The sequence below is a fragment of the Nonomuraea sp. bgisy101 genome (genome assembly GCF_057708945.1).
Genome location: NZ_JBYITD010000010.1, coordinates 62,454 through 82,527, shown reverse-complemented (window position 1 = coordinate 82,527; position 20,074 = coordinate 62,454). Strand labels below are relative to the sequence as shown.

The window sequence follows — 20,074 nt, the reverse complement described above, 5'->3', positions numbered from 1 at the left end:
GCATACAATGGCGGATCATGGACGTGACCTCACCGACCCAGGACGGCGCGCGACGCGGCGGCCGCGGCCGTAACCCGCGCGGCCAGGGCGAACGGCTGCGCGAGGACATCGTCGCCGCGGCACTCCGGATGCTCGACGAGCTCGCGGACGATCAGGCGCTGTCCCTGCGCGCCGTGGCCCGCGAGGTCGGCATCGCCGCGACCTCGGTCTACATCCATTTCGCCGACCGGGACGCGCTCGTGCTAGCGGCGCTGGAACGCTTTCACCACGACCTCGTGCGGGCCGTCGACCAGGCCGAGGCGGGCGCCGACGACCCGGTGGCCGGGCTGCGCGCCCGGGTCCTTCTGCTCGGCACGTGGGTCCAGCGGCACCCCGGCCTCTACAAGGTGCTCCATGAGAGCACCCTCAATCAGCGGACGGCCATGTCGTTCAAGCAGGAGCTGGCCGAACGCACCACCGCCGCGGTCCGGCGATGCATGGACGCCGGGCTCGCCCCCGCCGACGACGCGGCGGTGGTGTCACTGGACCTGAGGGCGGCCGTCCACGGCGCCGTGTCGATGCGAGTCAACCAGCCCGACCTCCCGTGGCCGCCGCTGGAGGAGCAGGTCGATCGATTCCTCACCAAACTCGTGGGCGTCCGGCCCGCGACCCCCTAGCGCGGCCCGGGGGTCGTGACCCCGTGGGTGAAGCGGGCCTGGTCGGGCCGACCTGTCGTGACCCCATGGGGAAGCGGGCCAGGTCGATCCGACCTGCGGCGACGGCCTAGTTGGCCGCGTCCAGCCGTCCTCGCTGCTCCTCCGTGAGCTCCAGGTCGACGGCGGCCAGGCTCTCCTCCAGCTGCGCCACGGAGGAGGCACCCACCAGCGGGATCACCGGGAACCTCCCACCGATCTGCCAGGCGAGCACCACCTGGTTCACGGTGGCCCCCGTCTCGTTCGCGACCTCGCGCAGCACGGCCAGCCTGGCGGGCGTCCCCGGGTGGTCGTAGTCGCGTGGCAGCGGCTTGTCCGCCCTGGCGTAGGCGCCGCCGAGCAGCGGCGAGTAGGCGACCAGGGTCAGCTCGGGCTCGGCACGCAGGTAGCTCAGCAGCTCGGCGCCCGCGTGGCCGAGGCTGCCGTCCTCGAAGATCGACTCGGGCACGTCGAAGCGTGGACGGAGGTGGCTGTGCTGGTACTGCAGGACCTCGTAGCCGGGCAGCCCGGCCGCCGCGGCGATGGCGCGGGCCCGCTCCACCCGCCAGATGGCGTGGTTGCTCACCCCGAGCAGCCCGACCGTCCCCTCCGCCACCAGTTCGGCGAAGCCCTCGACGGTCTCGCGCAGCGGCACCGTGCGGTCCTCGATGTGCGCGTAGAGGAGGTCGATCCTGTCCACGCCGAGCCGCTCCCTGCTGCGCTCGGCGGACTCCCTGATCACCTTGGCCGACAGCCCCTCCGCGTTGTCGACGTAACCGGTGCCCGGGGCCAGCGGCCGCGCGCCCAGCTTGGTGGCGATGACGATCTCGTCGCCGACACCGCGGCTGCGCCGCCACCGGCCGAGCAGTTCCTCGCTCTGCCCGCCCTGACCGCCGTCGATCCAGAAGGCGTAGTTGTCGGAGGTGTCGATGAACGTCCCGCCGGCCTCGACGTACCGGTCCAGGATGGCGAAGGAGGTCTTCTCGTCGGTGACCGAGCCGAGGAGCATCGCGCCGAACGCGAGGGCGCTCACCTCGCGGCGGGTCTTCGGGTCGGTGCCGATGGTGCGGTACTTCATGGCGTCCCTCCAGTGCGGCCGGATCGTCTCCCCGGCCTCTGAACGGGAGTCTGGGACGTGGAGCACACTCCAGGTCAACCCTGCGACGCGGTCGCCGCCCTCCTCGGGCCCCGCGCGCATCCCCCGGCTGGTCACGTGCCAGCCGAGCGGCACATGGCGGCCCTGGGCCGTTCGGCCTCTTGACGTTCGCCCCGCCAAACGATCAATGGTCGATAGGGTGCGGTGGGGCCGGACGGCTCCAGAGCACGGGAGGTATCACGATGTCGGCGGTCATCGACAAGGTGGCGTGGGTGCGGCTGGAGGACGGCAAGATCCTGAGCACGCGCTCCCGCGGCAAGGAGACCTACTACATCCCCGGCGGCAAGCGGGAGGAGGGCGAGAGCGACACCGAGACGCTGCTGCGGGAGATCGAGGAGGAGCTCGCCGTCGAGCTCCAGCCCGACACCATCGCCCACCTGGGCGTCTACGAGGCGCAGGCCCACGGTCATCCGGACGGCGTGCTGGTTCGCATGACCTGCTACAGCGGCGACTATCGTGGCACGCTCACCCCCAGCAGCGAGATCGAAGAGGTCGCGTGGCTGACGTACGCCGACCGCGACAGGATCGCCCCGGTGGATCAGCTGATCTTCGACGACCTCAAGGCGGCCGCCCTCCTCGACTGAGCCTGCCGGACGGCGTGCCGTAACGGCCCCGGCGGGCGGCGTGCCCTGATGGCCGGCCCGCGGGCGGCGTGCCCTGATGGCCGGCCCGCGGGCGGCGTGCCCTGATGGCCGGCCGCGGCGGGGGCGTGCCCCGATGCGCGGCGGAGCGGGTCCCGGCCATGGTTCCGCTCGCCGTAGGGCCGATCATCGGCGTGCGGCGGATGTTAGGGTCGTGACCATGTCGGGCACTAGGCGATTTATCCGCCCCCGGCCGGCGATGCCGGCCGCTGGGGCGCATCGGCGTGCTCTGACCTGACCACAGGAAGACGGCGGCCGCATCGACGCCCAGCGGCGGGCCGGCCGGGGGAGACCCCCGTCCGCTGCGAACCGATCGGATTCCCATGTCTTCTCCTGTGCTCACCGTCCCCTCCCACGTGCTCGACGCCGGCGAGCTCGCTCGCGCGTTGACGGTCCGCGACCTGAGCGACCCGTCCCAAGGACCGCACGCCATCCAACTCGTCGTCGACACTCTTGTACGGGCTCTTGAGGCCTCATGGCGCAACGACGTCCGGGTGGTCAGGGCCCATCCCCTGGTCCCCGTCGAGGACAACTACGAACGGCTCGGCTATCCGCCGGACGCCGTCACGCGAGACGCCCGCTACACCCGCTACGCCAGCGAGACCTGCATGCTGCGCAGCCACACCAGCGCCGCCATCCCGCCCGCCCTCCGCGGGCTGGCGGCCCAGAACACCGCCGGCGGCGGGTACGGCTGGCGTGACGTCCTGCTGGCCTGTCCAGGGCTGGTCTACCGGCGGGACGTCGTCGACCGGATCCACACCGGCACCCCGCACCAGCTCGACCTCTGGCGCATCGTCACAGGCCGGCCGATGGACGCCGGCGACCTCGAGGAGATGATCGCCGCCGTCGTGGGCTCGATCCTTCCCGGCCTGCCGTACCGGACCATCCCGGCATCCCACCCCTACACCGCGGACGGCCGCCAGATCGACGTCCGGGTCGGCGAGGAGTGGATCGAGATCGCCGAATGCGGCCTGGCCTCACGCCGGGTCCTGGAAGGGGCAGGGCTCGACGCCACCGTCAGCGGCCTGGCCATGGGCCTCGGGCTGGACCGGCTGCTGATGCTCCGCAAGCGCATCCCCGACATCCGCCTGCTGACGGCCGCCGACGCGCGCATCGCCGGCCAGATGCTCGACCTGGACCCCTACCGGCCGGTGTCCAAGCACCCGCCGATCTCCCGCGACCTGTCGGTGGCCGTGCCCGCCGACGCCGACGCCGAGACCCTCGGGGGAGCGGTCCGCGACGCCCTCGGCCCCCACGCCGACGCGATCGAGGAGATCCGCGTCGTCTCCGAGACCTCGATCGGCGACCTGCCTCCAGCCGCGGTGGAACGTCTGGGGGCACGGCCGGGCCACAAGAACGTCCTGCTGCGCATCGTGTTGCGTGATCCAGCGCGCACCCTGTCGGACGAGGAGGCGAACGCCCTGCGCGACCACGTCTACGCCGCCGTCCACCAGGGCACCGCTCACCAGTGGGCGGCCCCCGACGCGACCCGCGTCATCCCGCCACCGGCCACGTCCCCGGGAACGCCACCGCCACCGGCGACCCGATCCGCGACCCGCGTCATCCCGCCACCGGCCGCGTCCCCGGGAACGCCGCCGGCGACCCGACCCGCCACCCACCTCATCCCGCCACCGGCCACGTCCCCGGGAACGCCTCCGCCACCGGCAACCCGACCCGCCTGACCCCGCCCCGCCCGCCTGACCCCGCCCCGACGCGCCGCTCCCTCCCGACGCGCCGCCCTCGGCCCGCGGGACGATCGCGGCCGGGGCGGCGCGTCAGGCGCTCATCAGCGACACGGCGGCCAGGAGGGAGGCCGCCACCCCGCCGGCGACCACCAGGCATGCCGCGACCAGCGGCAGGCGCAGGCTCCACTTCCGCAGCCAGGGCCGCGTGGTCACGCCGGCGAGAACATCCCGCCCGCGCAGGACGGCAAGGCCGACGCCCGCCAGGGTGATCGCCATCCCCGCGCCGAACGCCGCCACCATGGCGAGGGCGAAGGCCGCCCTGCCGGTGAGCAGACCGGTGAGCAGGAGGAGGAAGGCCGAGGGCGAGGGAAGCAGTCCTCCGGATGCGCCGATGGTCACGATCCCTCGCCAGGTGAGCAACGAAGCCCCGTGCCCGACCTCGTGACCGTGTCCGGACCCATGCCCGGACCCATGCCCGGACCCATGCCCGGACCCATGCCCGACCTCGTGACCGTGCCCGGACCCATGCCCGGACCCATGCCCGACCTCGTGACCGTGCCCGGACCCATGCCCATGCCCGGACCCGGACCCGTGTCCGTGGCCGTGCCCATGGCCGTGATGGTCATGGGTGCGGCGGCCGCGGAGGTGGCGGTGGACGAGGCCGACGCCCACCGCCAGCACGATGAGCGCCGAGGCCAGCTGCAGCCACCGGGTCACCACACCCAGGTCCGGCGCCGCGTCCATCGCGATCCACCAGCCGACGGCCAGCACGCCCACCGACACCGTGTGCATGACCGCCACGACCACGCCCAGCCACACCGCGTCCCTGGCACGGCCGTTGCCGCCGACGAGGTACCCGGCCGTCAGCGTCTTGCCATGGCCGGGCGCGCATGCGTGCGCCGCGCCCGCCACCAGCGCCACCAGCAGCGCGAGCGGGAGTACCGCGTCCGACTCCACCAGCGACGACAGCTCCGCCGCCCAGACCGACGCGGCCCCCACCGGGGCAGGCGGATCCGAGGTTCCCGGACCGCCCGCGAGGGTGAGGACGTGGGCCGGAGCCGTCGCCGTGTGCAGGGCGCCGCCGCCTGCCGGTGTGGTGGACACCGTCCGGTAGTTCGGGTTCACGTCGGTCAGCATGGTGATCGTCAGCGTCACCGCCGCGACCCGCGCCGGGCACCGGAAACGCAGGACCGCCCCGGAGGCGGCGAAAGCCTCGGCCCTCACCGCCTCCAGCGCACATGTCCTTCCGCCCTGCGCCACCCCGATGTGCGCGCCGAGATAGTCAGGGACGGGGCCGGTCCGGACGAGGGCCGCAAGGTCGTCCTCGGCCGCCGACCAGGTCACCTCGACCACGTCGCGGTCCGCCGTGACCTTCGCCACCAGCGGCGGGCCGAAGGGGTGCGCCCACCCCTGGCCCGCCGCCGCCAGCAGGACCACAGCCGCGACGCCCGCCACCGCGAGCACGCGAGCCAGGACCCGTGTCAGAAGCACGATCACTGACTGGAACCGCCGCGGCCGCGCGACTTCCTGGTGACCAGCGCGTGGATGGAGCCGTCGTCAGTCAGCGCGTAGAGCACGTTCCCGCTCACCGACAGCGCCGACGCCACACCTCCGCCCAGGTCGTGCTCGGCCAGCTTCCGCCCGTTCGCCCGGTCCAGCGCCACCACGCGCCCGTCCCAGGTCGTGGCGTACACCACGGTCTCCGTCGCCAGCGCGTGCATCGCCGGTGATCCGGGCCCGGCGCCCGCGCACCCGGCCGCGACCCGCCACTTGTCATCCATCGGGCTCTCCCCGGGCAGGTAGCCCAGCGGCGTCTCCCACACCGGCTTCCCCGGCGTCGCCGAGGCGGTGTCGTAGGCCCTGACCACGCCGTCCATGCTGGCCACGTAGGCCATCGCGCCCCTGGTCGCCGGGCTGGTCACCGGCGGCGGCCCCGGCTCGCACACGGCGGCCGTACCGAGCTTGGCCTGCCACAGCACCTTGCCGCCCGCCTGCAGGTCGTGACCGCGTACGCCGGAAGTGGTCGCGGTCACCATCTGGGTGTCCGTGAACACGGGGGAGGACTGGCTGAAGAGGTCGCCGCCCGTGTCCACCGAGGACTGCTGCTTGCAGGTGGCCAGGTCCATCGCGATCAGCGACTGGCTGGAGCCCGAGTGCAGGTAGGCGGTGGTCGAGCCGGCCCGCCGTACGGCGACGCTGTGGAACTCGCCCCACGCGCCCGGCGCGCTGAACCCGCCGGGCAGGCGGGTGCCGGTCCTGGCGTCGCGGCAGCGCACGCCGTCCCACTCCTGGTAGACGGCGACAGCGCGGCCGTCGGGCAGGTCGAAGACGCTGACGGGACCGCCGGCGCGGCCGTAGCGACGCACGGTCTTCCCGGTGACCTGCTCGGCGTCGATCGTCTCCCAGACCACCTTGCCGGTCTTCGCGTCGAGGGCGTAGACCCGCCCGACTCCCGTGGTGAGGTAGACCTTGCCGTCGTGCACGGTCGGGAACGACTCGGCGTCGCCGTCCAGGTACGTGCGCCACCTCTCCGCGCCGGTCCGCGCGTCGTAGGCGAGCATCATGCTGTACGGCGAGTCGAAGGCCTGCGAGGCCACGATCACATTGCCGTCCCAGACGGCGGCCCCGTTGAGGTGGAACTGCTCACCGGTGTTGGCCGCCCAGCGCAGGTCGAGCGTGGCGCCCGGGTCGTCATTGGCCGACGAGCGGCCCTCCTCGTCACCGCCCTGCCTGGTCCAGTCCTGGCCGGTGGACGGCCTGCCGGAGCGCGGGTCGCCGGTCACCTTGAAGGTGGTCCTGACCGTGGGCCAGGTCTTGCCCGCCGTGTCCTTGACAACCAGTTCCGCGGTGTACGTGCCGGGAAGCAGGCCCTTGATCCGCTCGCTCACCCTGGTCCACGACACGTGCGCCTGAGGGCACGGCTCCGCCGTACCGCCGGGGGGTGTGTAGCAGTTGACGATCCCCTTGGGCGAGGTGGCGCGGCCGAACGGCATCGCCTTCTCCCGCCAGACGGTCGTGCCGCGCAGGCGCAGGGTCAGCGAGGCCGTCGCGGGGGTGCGGCCGTCGTCCTCGGCGTACAGCTCCACGGGCACGCCCGACCACGCGCTGTGGACACTGTCCTGGGCGGGGCTGACCAGTGCGACGTCGTCGTCGACCTCGAACTGGCGGCGCGTGCCCGTGACGTAACCGGTGTCCTTCCCCGTGATGCCGCTGAAGTCCAGCACCTTGTAGTCGGGCCTGGCGGCGTCGATGCCGTACGTGCCCATGTTGTTGACCTCGACCGACCTGGCGAACGCGCCGCGCCTGTACTCGGCCTGCTGGTTGTGGCCCGCCGCGAACATGCGCACGTCGTACTTCGCCAGCTCGTCGACGGTCGGCTGCATCCCCGCGCCCGGACCCCAGCGGGTGAACAGCGAGCGGTGGGCGAACACCAGCACCTGCTTGCCCGTGGCGTGCCTGCGCAGGTCCTCGCGCAGCCAGGCCAGCTGCGGGACGAGGCCACGGGCGTCGTAGTTGTCCTCGAGCACCACGATGTGCCGGCCGTTGCGGTCGAAGCTGTACCACTCGGGGCCGAGGTTCCTGCGCCAGTACTCCAGGCTGCCGCCGTAACCGGTGGAGGTCGCGGTGCCGCCCACGTCGTGGTTGCCGATGACCGGATAGAACGGCATGCCGAGCGCGCCCTTGCGCAGGCCTTCTCTCAGCATGTCGTAGCCGCCCTGGCGGCGCGGCTCCTCGGCGTAGTCGGTCACGGTGAGGTCGCCCGTGGTGATCGTCAGCGTGGCGCGGTGCACCTCGGACATCGCCTCGACGTGCCCCTGCCACTGCGGGAGCGCGCTCTTCGCCTCGGCGTCGGTGCGGTTGCCCACCTCGACGTCCGAGACCATCAGCCACTTCTCTCTGGGGTCGGCCGCGTTGGTGTCCGGCACCAGCGCGAAGTCGAGGCGCTGCCCGTCCTTCACCTCGCGGAAGTAGGTGGGCACGTAGTCGTCGCGCAGCACGGGCGTGTAGCCGTCCGGTGAGACGACGTTGACCAGGTCGGTCTCCCTGCGAGCCTTGTCGACGGTCAGCGTGTAGCCGCCGTCGGCGCCGGTGGTCGCCCAGACCGCGCCGTCGGTGACGGACACGCCCGCCAGACCCTTCTCGCCCTCGTCCCTGACGCCGTCGGCGTCCTGGTCGGCGAAGACCGCGCCCTCGACGCTCACAGGCTCGGCCCCGGGCCCGGTCAGCGTGAACGTCACGGGATCGGCGAGCGGCTCGTAGCCGTCGTTGGCCAAGAAGTGCGCGCTCCACGCGCCTTCACCGAGCGCGCCGGTGGACAGGGTGACCGTTCCCGACGCGAGAGGTGCCCGCACCCAGGTACGCGAGGCGACCTGGCCCGGCTTGTCGCCGGCCGCGTAGAGCCCGACCCAGTTGAGCGCGCCCGGCTTGTCGGTGGTGTAGCTGAACGTGACCGGCTGTCCGGCCCTCGGGTTCGCCGTCGTGATCGCGAGCGTCCCGCCACCGGCGGCGCCCGCGCTCGGCGTCGCGCCTGTACTCGGCGTCGCGCTCGGTGTCGTGCTCGTGCTCGTGGCCGTGGCGGGATCGGGGGCCGGGGTCTGGTCCGCTGCCGGGATCCCGTCCGTGATCGGGGCCGTGGTTGCGGACGGGGCCGCGGACGGGGCCGCCTCGCTCGGGTCGGCGAGTGCGGCACCCGGGGCGAGCACGACCGCGGTCAGCACCGCCGCGACGGCCGCGCCGGCGGTACGCCTGGGCGTCCGTGTCGCACGCGAGCCGGTACGGCGACGCCGCGACGCGGCCAGGACGCCGCCCAGGAGCGCGAGGATCACGGTGAGGGCGAGACCCGCGGCGACCAGGCCGGTCGACACCGAAGCGGCGGCGGCGTGCGCGCCGACGCCGTCGACGACGGGCAGCTCGGTCGTCACGTTCACGGTGGTGCCGTCGAACTCGGTGATGATCTCCGACAGTCCGCCGGACTTCAGCACGCCGCCGAGATCCAGCTTGTCCACCTGGCACGGCCACGCGAGCTCGATGACCACACCACCGGGAATGCCGCCCGTGTCACCGGAGATCCCCTGCGCAGTGACCGGGCACCCACCCTCGAGCAGCCCCTTCGCCCAGGCTCCCGCCTGGTCCGGCGTGACCACGTCTTTGTGCACAACCAAGCGGCCGCTTGTCACGCTTGTGGTGGAGTGGACGACCAGCTCGGCGTGCTGCCGGCTCAGGTGTGCAGAGGCTGGACCAGCGGTGATTCCCAATGCAACGATCAGTGAGGCGACTAAGGTGCAGAGGATCCGCCCAGCATGAAATGTGCGAAATGTCGCTATAGGCATGCGCACTAAGCTAGACAAGTTGACGGTGGGTGAACGAGAGCGAGGCGACGATGTTCACCGACCCGCCCCAAGAATTCACCCGCAGCGATCGCCGAACGTGGGCACGCGTGCCGGCCTGGCGCCGACGCGGAGGACGACGCGGCCCGCCTGAGGACGCGGCTGCTCACCGCGCCGGCGACTCAGCCCCTGTCGCAGCCGACCGAGAGGACGCGCCGGTCCCGGCCCACGCGGGGGTCATACCTCCGTGCCGGAGTCGCGGGAGAACCCGATGGTCGTCTCGCCTCCGCCCAGGCCGGCCCGGGTGATGGCCGGCCTGGTGGCCGTGGGTGTCATATCTGTGTGCCGGGGTCGCCGGGGGACCAGATGGTGGTCCTGCCTCCGCCCAGGTCGGGTGGGGGTGGCGGCCGGCGCGGTGGCCGTGGGTGTCATATCTGTGTGCCGGGATCGCGGGGGAACCAGACGGTGGTCTCGCCTCCGCCGGGGCCGAGCCGGGTCGTGACCAGCTCGGTTCCCGCGGGTGTGAAGGAGTGGAGGTCCTCAGGACGGCTCGACCACAGCACCTCGCCCTCGACGCCGGAGGTCACGGTGACGCGATCGCCTTCGTGATGGACGACGCGCAGGCCCTGCCGCGGCCACAGCACGTCCGCTCGCTCGCCGGAGCTCTCGAAGTGTTCCAACTCCCCTGTCTCGAAGCGGAACAGCCCGACCGCTCCCTCGCCCCCGATCGCCAGCGTGCCCCCATCCGGCGAGAAGGCGAGCCCCCCAGCGAGCCACTGAGTGAGACTCCTGGTGGGCCGGCCGGTGGGCTCGCGCTTGTGCTCGTCCGTGGGTCCGCCAGTGAGCCCGCAGGTGAGTCGCCCGGTGAGACCCCCGGTGGGCCGGTCGGCGGGCTCGTCCGTGGGACCGCCGATGGGGTGGTCGACCAGGATCTCTCCTGACGCGACCGCCTGGACAACCAGGTTCCCGTCCTGGCCGAGGTAGGCCAGCCGTTCTCCCGTGTGGTCCAGAACCGGCGACCCGTGGACACGGGCCGCGGCGCCGAACCGGACCTCGCCGGTCTCGGACTCGACGACCACGACGCGTCCCTTCCCGGCCTCGGCGGCGACGATGTCCACGCTGACCAGCCGTCGGCCGTCTCCGCTGAACGCCACGACGACCTTCGACCCGTCACGCGGATCGAACCGCCAGGGGTCGGTGTCGTCCGCCTCGCCAGGGCCCGCCGACCACAGGAGTTCCGAATCATCGGTACGCCACACCGCCAGGCGTATGCGATCGCCCCCGGCGCGCATGCCGATCGCCACCAGGGAGCCGTCGGGGCTGAACCGCACGTCGTGGGCCGAGAGCCGGTCGTCATGGCCGGAGGCCGACATCGGTCGCCACGATCCGGCGGCGGTATCCCATAACCCGATGTCGCCGCCGCGGCGGTCACCCTCCGGCTCCGCCGCGAGGACGAGCCACCGCAGGTCGGGACTCACCGCCCCCGTCGCGACGCCGTGCTCGAGATCGGGCTCGCCCTCCGGCGGATCGACGTCGTCGTCATCGTCCGGGCCGATCCTCGGGTGCCACAGGACGTAGTGGTCGCAGAGCGCGTGCCAGGGGTGGTGCTCGCCGCGCCGTGACTCCCGCCACCAGCGTTCCGGCATCGGGCGTTTCCCGGCCCAGCCGCGCAGATCGTCTCTCAGGACCTCGAGCCGCTCGGCCGGGAGCCCTTCGGCGTGTCTGGTGATCTCCGCCCAGACCGCCTCGGTGTGGTCGCCGTCCAGAAGGATCTTCCACGGTTCAAGCATGCGTTTTCACGCCCCTGTCGGATGACGCGCCCACTCTCGAGGGCGCCGCCCAACGCTCCGGCCGAGCCGGACGGACGCCCGGGCCGAGGCGGGCCGCCAGCAGGCGCGCCCAGGGGCCGCCAGGCGACGTCCGGCGTGTCCAGAGAACCAGGCGGCGTGTCCGGCGTGTCCGGGGCGCCGGGTCGGGCGTCCGTGGTGCGGGGAGCCGGCTCCCCGCACGAAGAAGCATGGGCCCTCACCCGCGGAGCGCGCGAGGGCCCGTGCGGTCAGAGCTTCGTTCCCGCCGACATGAGGTCCTGGCAGGCCTGGACGACGCGAGCCGCCATGCCCGCCTCGGCCGACTTGCCGTACGAGCGGGGGTCGTAGGCCTTCTTGTTGCCGACGTCCCCGTCGACCTTCAGCACCCCGTCGTAGTTGCGGAACATGTGGTCCGCGACCGGGCGGGTGAACGCGTACTGCGTGTCGGTGTCGATGTTCATCTTCACCACGCCGTAGGAGATCGCCTCATGGATCTCCTCGAGGTGCGATCCGGAGCCGCCGTGGAAGACCAGGTCGAACGGCTTCTCCTTGCCGTACTTGGCGCCGACCGCGTCCTGGATCTCCTTGAGCACCGACGGGCGCAGCTTGACGTGACCGGGCTTGTAGACGCCGTGCACGTTGCCGAAGGTCGCGGCGAGCATGTAGCGGCCCCGGTCGCCGATGCCGACGGCCTCGGCGGTGGCCAGGGCGTCCTCGGCGGTCGTGTACAGCTTCTCGTTGATCTCGCCGACGACGCCGTCCTCCTCGCCGCCGACGACGCCGATCTCCATCTCCATGATGATGTTCGCGCGGTGGCACTTCTCCAGGAGTTCGCGCGCGATCGACAGGTTCTCCTCCAGCGGTACGGCGGAGCCGTCCCACATGTGGGAGTTGAAGATGGGGTCGCCGCCGCGCTGGAGCGACAGCTCGATCAGCGGCCGCATGAACCCGTCGAGCTTGTCCTTGGGACAGTGGTCGGTGTGCAGCGCCACGGTCACCGGGTAGTTCTTGGCCACCACCCTCGCGTATTCGGCGAGCGCCACCGATCCGGTGACCATGTCCTTCACCGTGGTGCCGGACAGGAACTCGGCGCCACCGGTGGACACCTGGATGATTCCGTCGCTCTCGGCCTCGGCGAATCCGCGGAGGGCCGCGTTCAAGGTCTGCGATGAGGTCACGTTGATCGCCGGGTAGGCGAACCCGCCCGCTTTGGCCCGGTCGAGCATCTCGGCGTAGACCTCTGGAGTAGCGATAGGCATGGTTCATCTCCCTGGAATGTCTTTTGGCTTCGCGGTGCCCAGTATTCCGGCTCCCTACCCGCTGGGGTAGTGACAACGCACGCCCGTCGGTGGCCGCCTGCCAGGTAGGCTCTGCCCGTGGAATCGATCCTTGACCTCGTGGACCCGCAGTGGTGGCTCACCATGCTCGGCGCCTTCGCGACGATCGGCGTGCTCGCCATCATCTTCGCGGAGACGGGTCTGCTGATCGGCTTCTTCCTGCCGGGCGATTCGCTGCTGGTGGCCGCGGGCATCTTCAGTTCCGCGGCGGCGGCCAAGGGCATCGGCATCGAGCCGCTGTCGTTCCCCGTGCTGGTCATCGGCACGCCGTTGTGCGCGGTGGCGGGGGCGCAGCTGGGGCACCTGATAGGCGCGAAGGTCGGGCGCAGGCTGTTCGACAAGCCTGATTCGCGGCTGTTCAAGCGCGAGTACGTCGAGAAGGCCGAGTACTACTTCGAGAAGTTCGGCCCCGCCAAGGCCGTGATGATCGCGCGGTTCGTGCCGATCGTCCGCACGTTCATGAACCCGGTGGCGGGCGTGCTCGAGATGCCCGCGCGCAGGTTCTTCGTCTGGAACGTCGTCGGCGGGTTCCTGTGGGTCGAGAGCATGCTGTTCATCGGCCACTTCCTGGGCAACCAGGTCGACCCCGACAAGATCGACAAGTACATCCTGCCCGGTGTCTTCCTCATCGTGCTCATCTCGGTGATCCCGATCATCATCGAGGTCGTGAAGAGCCGCAGGGCAGGCGGCCGCAAGGTTCCCGAGCCGCAGGGCAAACACCACCGCATTCCGTGATGCCACTCGGAGGGCGGCCATCCCGTTGGCTACCCTCCCCCTTGTGGGACGGCATCGATCCGATCCGATGGGGATGGCTCGCCTGGCGTTGATCGGCCTGGGGGTCGTCCTGTTGGTGGCCCTTGTCCTCGCCGGAGCCCGCGCGCTCGTGGGCACGCTGTCCGCCGCTGCCCCCATGCCGCGACCGTCCGCGACGCCGGAGGAGTCGGCCACGGCGACGGCGAAGGTGCCGACGCTCTCCATCGTGTGCACGGCCGAGGCGTGCCCTCCGGTGCTGGTACGGGTGCCGGGCGGCGACGTGCTCAACGACCGTGACCTGAGCGGCGGCGAGCGGATCTCCTTCTTCGACGCCGAGCTCGACGTCGCGGTCGAGGACGCGGGCACGGTCGAGATCACCGTGAACGGCACGCCCCGCCCGGCGGGCAAGGCGGGTCAGCGGGAGACGTTCTCCGTCACGCGTTCAGCCCCAGGTCCTGGAGGGTGAACGCGCTGAGGTACTCGATGCCCTCCTCGGCCATCTTGCCCGCCGCGCCCCGCTCGACGATGGTGGCGACGGCGACGACGTGCGCGCCCGCCTCCCGCGCCGCCGCGACGGCGGTCAGCGGCGAGCCGCCAGTGGTGGAGGTGTCCTCGACGACGAGGACCCTGCGGCCCTCGATGTCGGGGCCTTCGATCCTGCGCTGCATGCCGTGTGACTTCTGCGCCTTGCGCACCACGAAGGCGTCGAGGGTACGGCCCCGCGCCGCGGCCGCGTGCAGCATGGCCCCCGCGACCGGGTCGGCGCCGAGGGTGAGGCCGCCGACCGCGTCGTAGTCGAGGTCGGCCGTGAGGTCGAGCATGACTCTTCCGACGAGCGGTGCGGCCACCCCGTCGAGCGTGATCCGCCGCAGGTCGAGGTAGAAGTCGGCCTCCATACCCGAGGAGAGCACGACCTTGCCGTGCACGACGGCCTTCTTGAGGATCTCGGCCAGCAGGTTCTCGCGGTCAGTCATGTCCACAAGCTTAAAGTCGCCGGCGCGTCCCGATAGCGACCGGGGAGGGCGATGACATCGACGACGCCCTCCGGCCGCAGCCGGGCGGTGCCCTCGCGGTAGATCTCGGCCGGCCTGGTGCGCAGGTAGGCGAGGCTGACCAGGCCGGTGAGCGGGTCCTCGCAGCGCAGGTCGCCCAGCCTGCTCGACGGCCGGCGTCCACCAGTCGTCGGGCACCGCCCAGCCCGCGGCCATGCTCTCTTGGCGCCACCGGGCGCCAAGACCCCTGGATTCCTTCCGTCCATCTGATGCGCGGCGCGTCTTCAGGAAGCGCCACTCCTCCTCTCGAAGACGCCTCACAGCCAAAGACGGTCTTTGGAGTTAGTCATGACGCGGAATGCGGAATGATTCGCGTGGCAACTCCGGGTAATCGTGAGGTAACTATGAGTGTCGAATCGCCGCAAAGTGATGCGGATCTCCTTGAATCGGCTCGCGCGGGCAACGCGAGCGCGTTCGGAGAGCTCTGGACGCGTCACGTCGGCGCCGCCCGCTCTCTCGCCCGCCAGATGGTCAACGGAGACGACGTCGTCGAGGACGTGGTCGCGGAGTCCTTCACCAAGATCATCGAATTGGTGGGGCGCGGTGGAGGGCCCGAGGTGGCCTTCAGGCCGTACCTGCTGACGGTCGTGCGCCGCACGGTCTACGACAGGGACCGCGTGGAGAGCCGCCAGGTGGCCACGGGACGGATCGAGGTGTTCGACCCCGGGGTGCCCTTCATCGATCCCGCGCTCACCGGTCTGGAGAAGTCGCTGATCGCCAGGGCGTTCCTGTCACTGCCCGAGCGGTGGCGGCTCGTGCTGTGGCACACCGAGGTGGAGAACGCCAGGCCCGCCGACGTGGCCCCGCTGCTCGGCCTGTCGGCCAACGGCGTGGCCGCGCTGGCCTACCGGGCCAGGGAAGGGCTGCGCCAGGCGTACCTGCAGATGCACCTGGCGGGGGCGCCGCACCAGGCGTGCAGGCCGGTGCTCGGCAAGATGGGCGCCCACGTGCGGGGCGGGCTGGCCAGGCGCGACGGCAGGGCCGTCGACGAGCACATCGGCGAGTGCGGCGAATGCCGCGCGGTCTTCCTCGAGCTGACCGACGTCGACCAGGGCCTGCGCGTCACCGTCGGTCCCCTGTTCGTCGGCCCCTTCTACGCCGCCTACGTCGCGGGCCTTGCCAAGGCGGGCGTGACGGGAGGTGGCGGCCTGCTCTACGCGCTCGCCTGGATCAGGCGGGCGCCCAAGAGCCGGCAGGTGGCGCTGGCGGGCGGCGTCACGGTGGCGGTCGCGACGGCCGCCGTGCTGATGCCGGCCTCCGACGACAAACCCCTGCCACCGCCCCGGGCGCTCCCGACGGTCGTCCCGCAACATCCGCTCGTGCGGCCCGACCCCGAGCCCTCGCGGACGGGGGCGAGACCCAGCCCCCGGCTGGTGCCGCCGCCCGTGGAGGCGGCCGTCCCCTCCGATCGGCAGGGCGCCTCCAGGCTCCGCGCCTCGATCCAGCCGCTCGGCGCCCTGGTCAAGTCCGAGCCAGGCATCGTCGCGGTACGGCTGCGCAACAACGGGAAGGCGGCGAGCGAGGAGCTCGTCGCGCTGGTCGACCTGCCGGAGGGTGTCACGCTGGTCCCGGCCGGGGCCCGAGGCAACGCGGCCGGCACGGTCGACCCCGTCGGCACGGTCGACGGCTGGTCGTGCGAGCCGCAGGGCGGCGGGGCCAGGTGCGTCAGGGGCCCGCTGGCCGCGGGCAGGGCGACGGCCGTCTTCCTGCGCGTCGAGGTGGCCGCCCACGCACCTGAGGGAGGGGGCCCCGCCGTACGGATCTCGTCCGGCGAGGTCAGCGTCTCCGCGAGCGCCAGCGCGGGGGTGCGCGCCGAGGGGGCGCCCGCGCGGTTCGCCACCGACGGCAAGGTCGTCGTCAGGGCGGTCGGCAACACGCTGCTGACCTGCCCTGACGAGCGCGAGGGCTGCGGAGAGACGCGGCAGCGGAGGGAACGTGGCAGGCGCGACAACGACCTGTGGCCGATGGTGGCCCTCGACGCCGACGGCGTGGCGTCGACGAAGTCCTCCAGCGGCGCCCGCCTGGAGATGCCCGACGGAGGCCAGGTCGTCTGGGCGGGGCTCTACTGGTCGGGCAGCGTGAAACAGGCGGGCCCGATCAAGTTCAGGGCGGCGGGGGCCAGGCGCTACCGGACGGTCCTTCCTGACGAGGTCACGGAGAGGGAACTGCCCACGGGGCCCGGCTACCAGGCCTTCGCCGACGTGACGGACCTGGTCAGCGACACCCCGCGCACGGGGGCGTGGTGGGCCGCCGACGCGCCGATGCGGGAGGGGGTCTCCGAGCACGCCGGATGGAGCCTGGTGGTGATCGCGACCGATCCGGGCAGGCAGTACAGCCAGGCGGTGGTCCTGGACGCGGCCACGGTCGTCGGCGCCGAGGAACCGCTCCTCGAACTGCCACTGAGCGGGCTGATCCCCGCGGCGAGCCCCGCCGACATCGAGCTGGTGACCTGGGAGGGCGACGCCGACCTCCGGGGAGACCGGGTGTCGGCGGGCGTCTCCGAGAGCGGCGACCACGATGCGGGCAACGTCTTCGACAGCTCCTCCAACGGCGCGACGGGGATGACGTTCGGCGTCGATGTCGACTCGTTCAGAGCCACGCTGGCGGACCGTCCTACGCTGAAGATCTCCACGAAACGCGACGTCGTGCTCTTCGGCGTGGCGGCCGTGAGCGTACCGGCGCGGTCGTGACCGAGAACAGGACAAACTGGTACGGTCTGCGTGAATCCGCTGGCGTCCCGCCGATTCGCCGGGATTCACCCTCCAACGATCAGATGCTTCATTACCCTGAGAGAGGGCCGCCGAGTCCGGCTCTGGCGGTGCAGAGCCGGTAGGGGTCGGGCCTGGAGAAAGGGGCGGTGTCAGTGGATCGCTGCGCGCTGTTCGTCGACGCTGGCTATCTGCTGGCCGACGGCGCGATGGCCGTGCATGGGACCCGCCATCGCGAAGCCGTCTCGTGGGACTACCCGGGCCTCCTGCAGCTGATGACCAACCTGTCGCGCGAGCGCACCGGACTGCCGCTGCTGCGCTGCTACTGGTACGAAGCGACCGTCGAGGGCAGGCGCACGCCGGAGCACGACGTGCTCGCCGACATCCCGGGGCTGAAGCTCCGCCTGTCGCGCATCAGGCCTGGCCGCCGTGAGGGCGTCGACGCACAGGTGCACCGCGACCTGATGACGCTCGCCCGCAACAGCGCGATCTGCGACGCGGTCGTGGTCAGCGGCGACGAGGACCTCACCCAGGTGGTCTGTGACGCCCAGGATCTCGGCATCCGCGTCACCGTCGTCCACATCACCGCCGACGGCGGCTGGGCGGTGTCGCGGTCGCTGCGCCAGGAGAGCGACGACCTCATCGAGATCGGCGGCGGCCACCTGCGTCCCTACGTCAACCTCGTCTCGGGCTTCACCGAGGCGTCCAACGGCGTCCAGCCCGTCAGCAACGGCCAGGCCTCCCACGCGCTGCCGCCGACCCCCGCCCCCTCACCTCTGGCCCCGTCGCCGCTGCTCCAGCCATCCGCGCCGTCCGTGCCATCCGTGCCGCCTGTGCAGTCCGGCAGTCACGCCTCCCACCTGGCGAACGCTCCCACGCAGAGCCAGCCGCTGCCGCCCGTCACCCCCGCCGCCACGCCCGCTCCCAGCCGGGCGCAGACGCCCCCGCAGCCCGCACTGTCCGCCTATCCCAGCTACCAGCCGGAGCCGCAGTCCGCGCCGCAGGCACCGCCGCTCGCGCCGCCCCCGCAGCCCGCGCCGGCCGCGCCGACCGTCTCGCACAGCCCGACGGGGCCGACGCAGAGCACCAGCCAGTTCCCCTCGCCCGCCGGCGGCGGCACCTACCAGCCCACACAGCTCGGCCCCTACACGGGCCCGCAGCCCGCGCCCGTCGCCCCCGCCCCCGCGACCGCCACCGGCGCGGCGACCACGCTGGCCGACGCGGTGAAGGCGGCGCACAAGGAAGGGCACGACTTCGGCGAGTCGGTCGCCCGCGACGCGCCCGCGCTGTGGCTGGAGGCGGTGCTGGCTCGCAAACCGCGCATGCCGTCCGACCTGGAGGCGCGCCTGCTGCAGGGATCCTCGCTACCGATCGACTTCCTGCTGCACGACGAGGTACGGCACGCGCTGCGACGCGGCTTCTGGGACGCGCTGGAGCGCGCCCGCCGCTAGAGGACCTGTATCGAAGCCCGCTGCGTGCGAGCCCGGACTGCCGGGGCGGGGCCGGTCTGGATCGACAAGCGGCCGGGACGGTCGTCGTCGTTCAGCAGCGGCAGTTGATCGACGGGATCCACTGGCGAGTGCGGAACGGCGCCTGGCCAGCGGTTCTCCAGACCCGCCAGAAGGACGAGGCGGTGCTCGCCGGGCCCTCGGCACGGTCAGCCGACGCGGAGCGGGAGCGTGCGCGGTCCCCGGACCTGGCCTGTGGACCAGGTCACGGCCGCCGGATCCTCGAGGCTGAACGCCGGGACCCGTTCCAGCCAGACCTCCAGGGCGACCCGGAGCTCCATGCGGGCGAGGTGCGAACCGACGCAACGGTGGATGCCGAGGCCGAACGCGGCGTGCCGGTTGACCTCCCGGTCGATGACGACCTCGTCAGCCAGGTCGAACTGCGCGGGGTCACGATTGGCGGCGGGGAACGACAGCAGGATCCAGTCGTCGGCCTTCATGTCGACCCCGCGCCAGTGCATGTCGTCCCTGACCAGCCGCGCCATCGTGACCGGCGCGTAGGCCCGCAGGAGCTCCTCCATCGCGGTAGGCAGCAGGCCGGGCTCGGCCACCAGGCGCTCGCGGTCGGACGGCGTCCTGGCCAGGTGCCACAGCGAGGCGCCGATCGCGCTCCATGTCGTGTCGATTCCGGCGATGAGCAGCAGGGACATCGTGCCCGCCACGTGCGACGGCTCCAGCTTCCTGCCGTACAGCTCGGCGTTGATCAGGTAGGTGGTGAGGTCGTCGCGCGGGTGGTCGACGTGGTCCCTGATCTGCGCGAGCAGGTAGGTGAACAGCTTCTCCACCCGCGTGACGCGCTCCTCCGGCGGCAGGTCGACGCCTTCGAGCGCGTTCTCGACGAACTCGCGGAACTGCGGCCCGTCCTCGGGCGGGAAGCCGAGCATGTCGGCGATGACGCGCATCGGGATGTGCTGGGCGTAGTCGCGGGCGGCGTCGACGACGTCCTGCCCCTCCAGCGCGTCGATGAGCGAGTGGCAGAACGCCCGCGTCGCCCGCTCCCGCGTGGCGACCGCCGTCTTGGTGAAGACCGGAAGGAGCAGCTTGCGCGCGTCGTGGTGGAACGGCGGATCGGAGGAGATCGGCGGCACCGCGCCCACCGGTGCCAGCTCGCGCGGCGGCCGGACGTTGCTCACGATGATCGAACGGGAGGAGAAGCGCTCGGTGTCGTAGGCGATGGCCGCGACGTCCTCGTAGCGGGTCGGCAGCCATCCACCGCCGAACCGCTCGGTGTGGGCGATCGGACAGCGCTGCCGCAGATCGTCCTGGATGGGGTACGGGTCGGCCGCCCACTCGGGCTCGGCGTGGGAGAAGTCGGTCGCCCAGTCCGAGACCGGGCCGGTGATGACCTCGCTGCGCGCGCCGAGGGAGCGGTCGCGGAGCCCGTCCTCGAACCCCTGCTCGTTGAAGCGGTCGTCGACGGTCATGTCA

14 protein-coding genes are annotated in these 20,074 nt (G+C 72.0%); 7 read left to right on the top strand and 7 right to left on the bottom strand.

From position 1 onward, the window contains the following. Positions 1-17 precede the first annotated feature (17 nt). A complete protein-coding gene (locus tag AC3EO4_RS20180) occupies positions 18-656 on the top strand; it encodes a TetR/AcrR family transcriptional regulator (protein WP_431897063.1) in 639 nt (212 codons plus the stop codon). Positions 657-762: 106 nt separating this feature from the next. Here AC3EO4_RS20180 and AC3EO4_RS20175 read toward each other — a convergent pair whose 3' ends face one another. After that, complete coding sequence (locus AC3EO4_RS20175) at positions 763-1,749, bottom strand: aldo/keto reductase (RefSeq protein ID WP_431897062.1); 987 nt, start codon at positions 1,747-1,749, stop codon at positions 763-765. A 260-nt stretch (positions 1,750-2,009) separates the two neighbouring features. Between AC3EO4_RS20175 and AC3EO4_RS20170 the strand changes: the two genes are divergently transcribed. Further along, positions 2,010-2,411 (top strand): NUDIX hydrolase, encoded by a 402-nt coding sequence (locus AC3EO4_RS20170; protein ID WP_379574832.1) that lies wholly within the window; start codon positions 2,010-2,012, stop codon positions 2,409-2,411. A 380-nt stretch (positions 2,412-2,791) separates the two neighbouring features. Further along, positions 2,792-4,150 (top strand): PheS-related mystery ligase SrmL, encoded by a 1,359-nt coding sequence (gene srmL / locus AC3EO4_RS20165; RefSeq protein ID WP_431897060.1) that lies wholly within the window; start codon positions 2,792-2,794, stop codon positions 4,148-4,150. A gap of 93 nt (positions 4,151-4,243) precedes the next feature. Here srmL and AC3EO4_RS20160 read toward each other — a convergent pair whose 3' ends face one another. From AC3EO4_RS20160 to fbaA, 4 genes are all read right to left on the bottom strand, one after another. Further along, positions 4,244-5,644 (bottom strand): hypothetical protein, encoded by a 1,401-nt coding sequence (locus AC3EO4_RS20160; protein WP_431897059.1) that lies wholly within the window; start codon positions 5,642-5,644, stop codon positions 4,244-4,246. 2 nt (positions 5,645-5,646) lie between these two features. Continuing rightward, positions 5,647-9,309 (bottom strand): outer membrane protein assembly factor BamB family protein, encoded by a 3,663-nt coding sequence (locus AC3EO4_RS20155; RefSeq protein WP_431897343.1) that lies wholly within the window; start codon positions 9,307-9,309, stop codon positions 5,647-5,649. Between the two features lie 599 nt (positions 9,310-9,908). Continuing rightward, on the bottom strand, positions 9,909-11,270 hold the full coding sequence (locus AC3EO4_RS20150; protein ID WP_431897058.1) for a WD40 repeat domain-containing protein: 1,362 nt from the start codon (positions 11,268-11,270) through the stop codon (positions 9,909-9,911). A gap of 266 nt (positions 11,271-11,536) precedes the next feature. Further along, entirely contained in the window at positions 11,537-12,547 is a 1,011-nt protein-coding gene (gene fbaA, locus AC3EO4_RS20145) for a class II fructose-bisphosphate aldolase (RefSeq protein ID WP_379574828.1), read from the bottom strand. 117 nt (positions 12,548-12,664) lie between these two features. Here fbaA and AC3EO4_RS20140 point away from each other — a divergent pair, with 117 nt between their 5' ends. Beyond that, entirely contained in the window at positions 12,665-13,360 is a 696-nt protein-coding gene (locus tag AC3EO4_RS20140; RefSeq protein ID WP_379574827.1) for a DedA family protein, read from the top strand. Between the two features lie 43 nt (positions 13,361-13,403). Next, positions 13,404-13,844 (top strand): hypothetical protein, encoded by a 441-nt coding sequence (locus tag AC3EO4_RS20135; protein ID WP_431897056.1) that lies wholly within the window; start codon positions 13,404-13,406, stop codon positions 13,842-13,844. Here the strand turns inward: AC3EO4_RS20135 and AC3EO4_RS20130 are convergent. Continuing rightward, on the bottom strand, positions 13,813-14,352 hold the full coding sequence (locus tag AC3EO4_RS20130) for an orotate phosphoribosyltransferase (RefSeq protein WP_379574825.1): 540 nt from the start codon (positions 14,350-14,352) through the stop codon (positions 13,813-13,815). The genes AC3EO4_RS20135 and AC3EO4_RS20130 overlap by 32 nt on opposite strands. Before the next feature lie 287 nt (positions 14,353-14,639). On the opposite strand from AC3EO4_RS20130, the gene AC3EO4_RS20125 reads away from it, so the two are divergent. After that, positions 14,640-17,120, top strand: coding sequence for a sigma factor (locus AC3EO4_RS20125; protein WP_431897055.1), 2,481 nt, complete (start codon positions 14,640-14,642; stop codon positions 17,118-17,120). Between the two features lie 173 nt (positions 17,121-17,293). Further along, on the top strand, positions 17,294-18,589 hold the full coding sequence (locus AC3EO4_RS20120) for an NYN domain-containing protein (protein WP_431897341.1): 1,296 nt from the start codon (positions 17,294-17,296) through the stop codon (positions 18,587-18,589). A gap of 206 nt (positions 18,590-18,795) precedes the next feature. On the opposite strand, the gene AC3EO4_RS20115 is transcribed toward AC3EO4_RS20120, so the two are convergent. Beyond that, the gene (locus tag AC3EO4_RS20115; RefSeq protein ID WP_431897054.1) at positions 18,796-20,070 is read right to left on the bottom strand and encodes a cytochrome P450; all 1,275 of its coding nucleotides are present in this window, start codon (positions 20,068-20,070) and stop codon (positions 18,796-18,798) included. Positions 20,071-20,074: the final 4 nt, after the last annotated feature.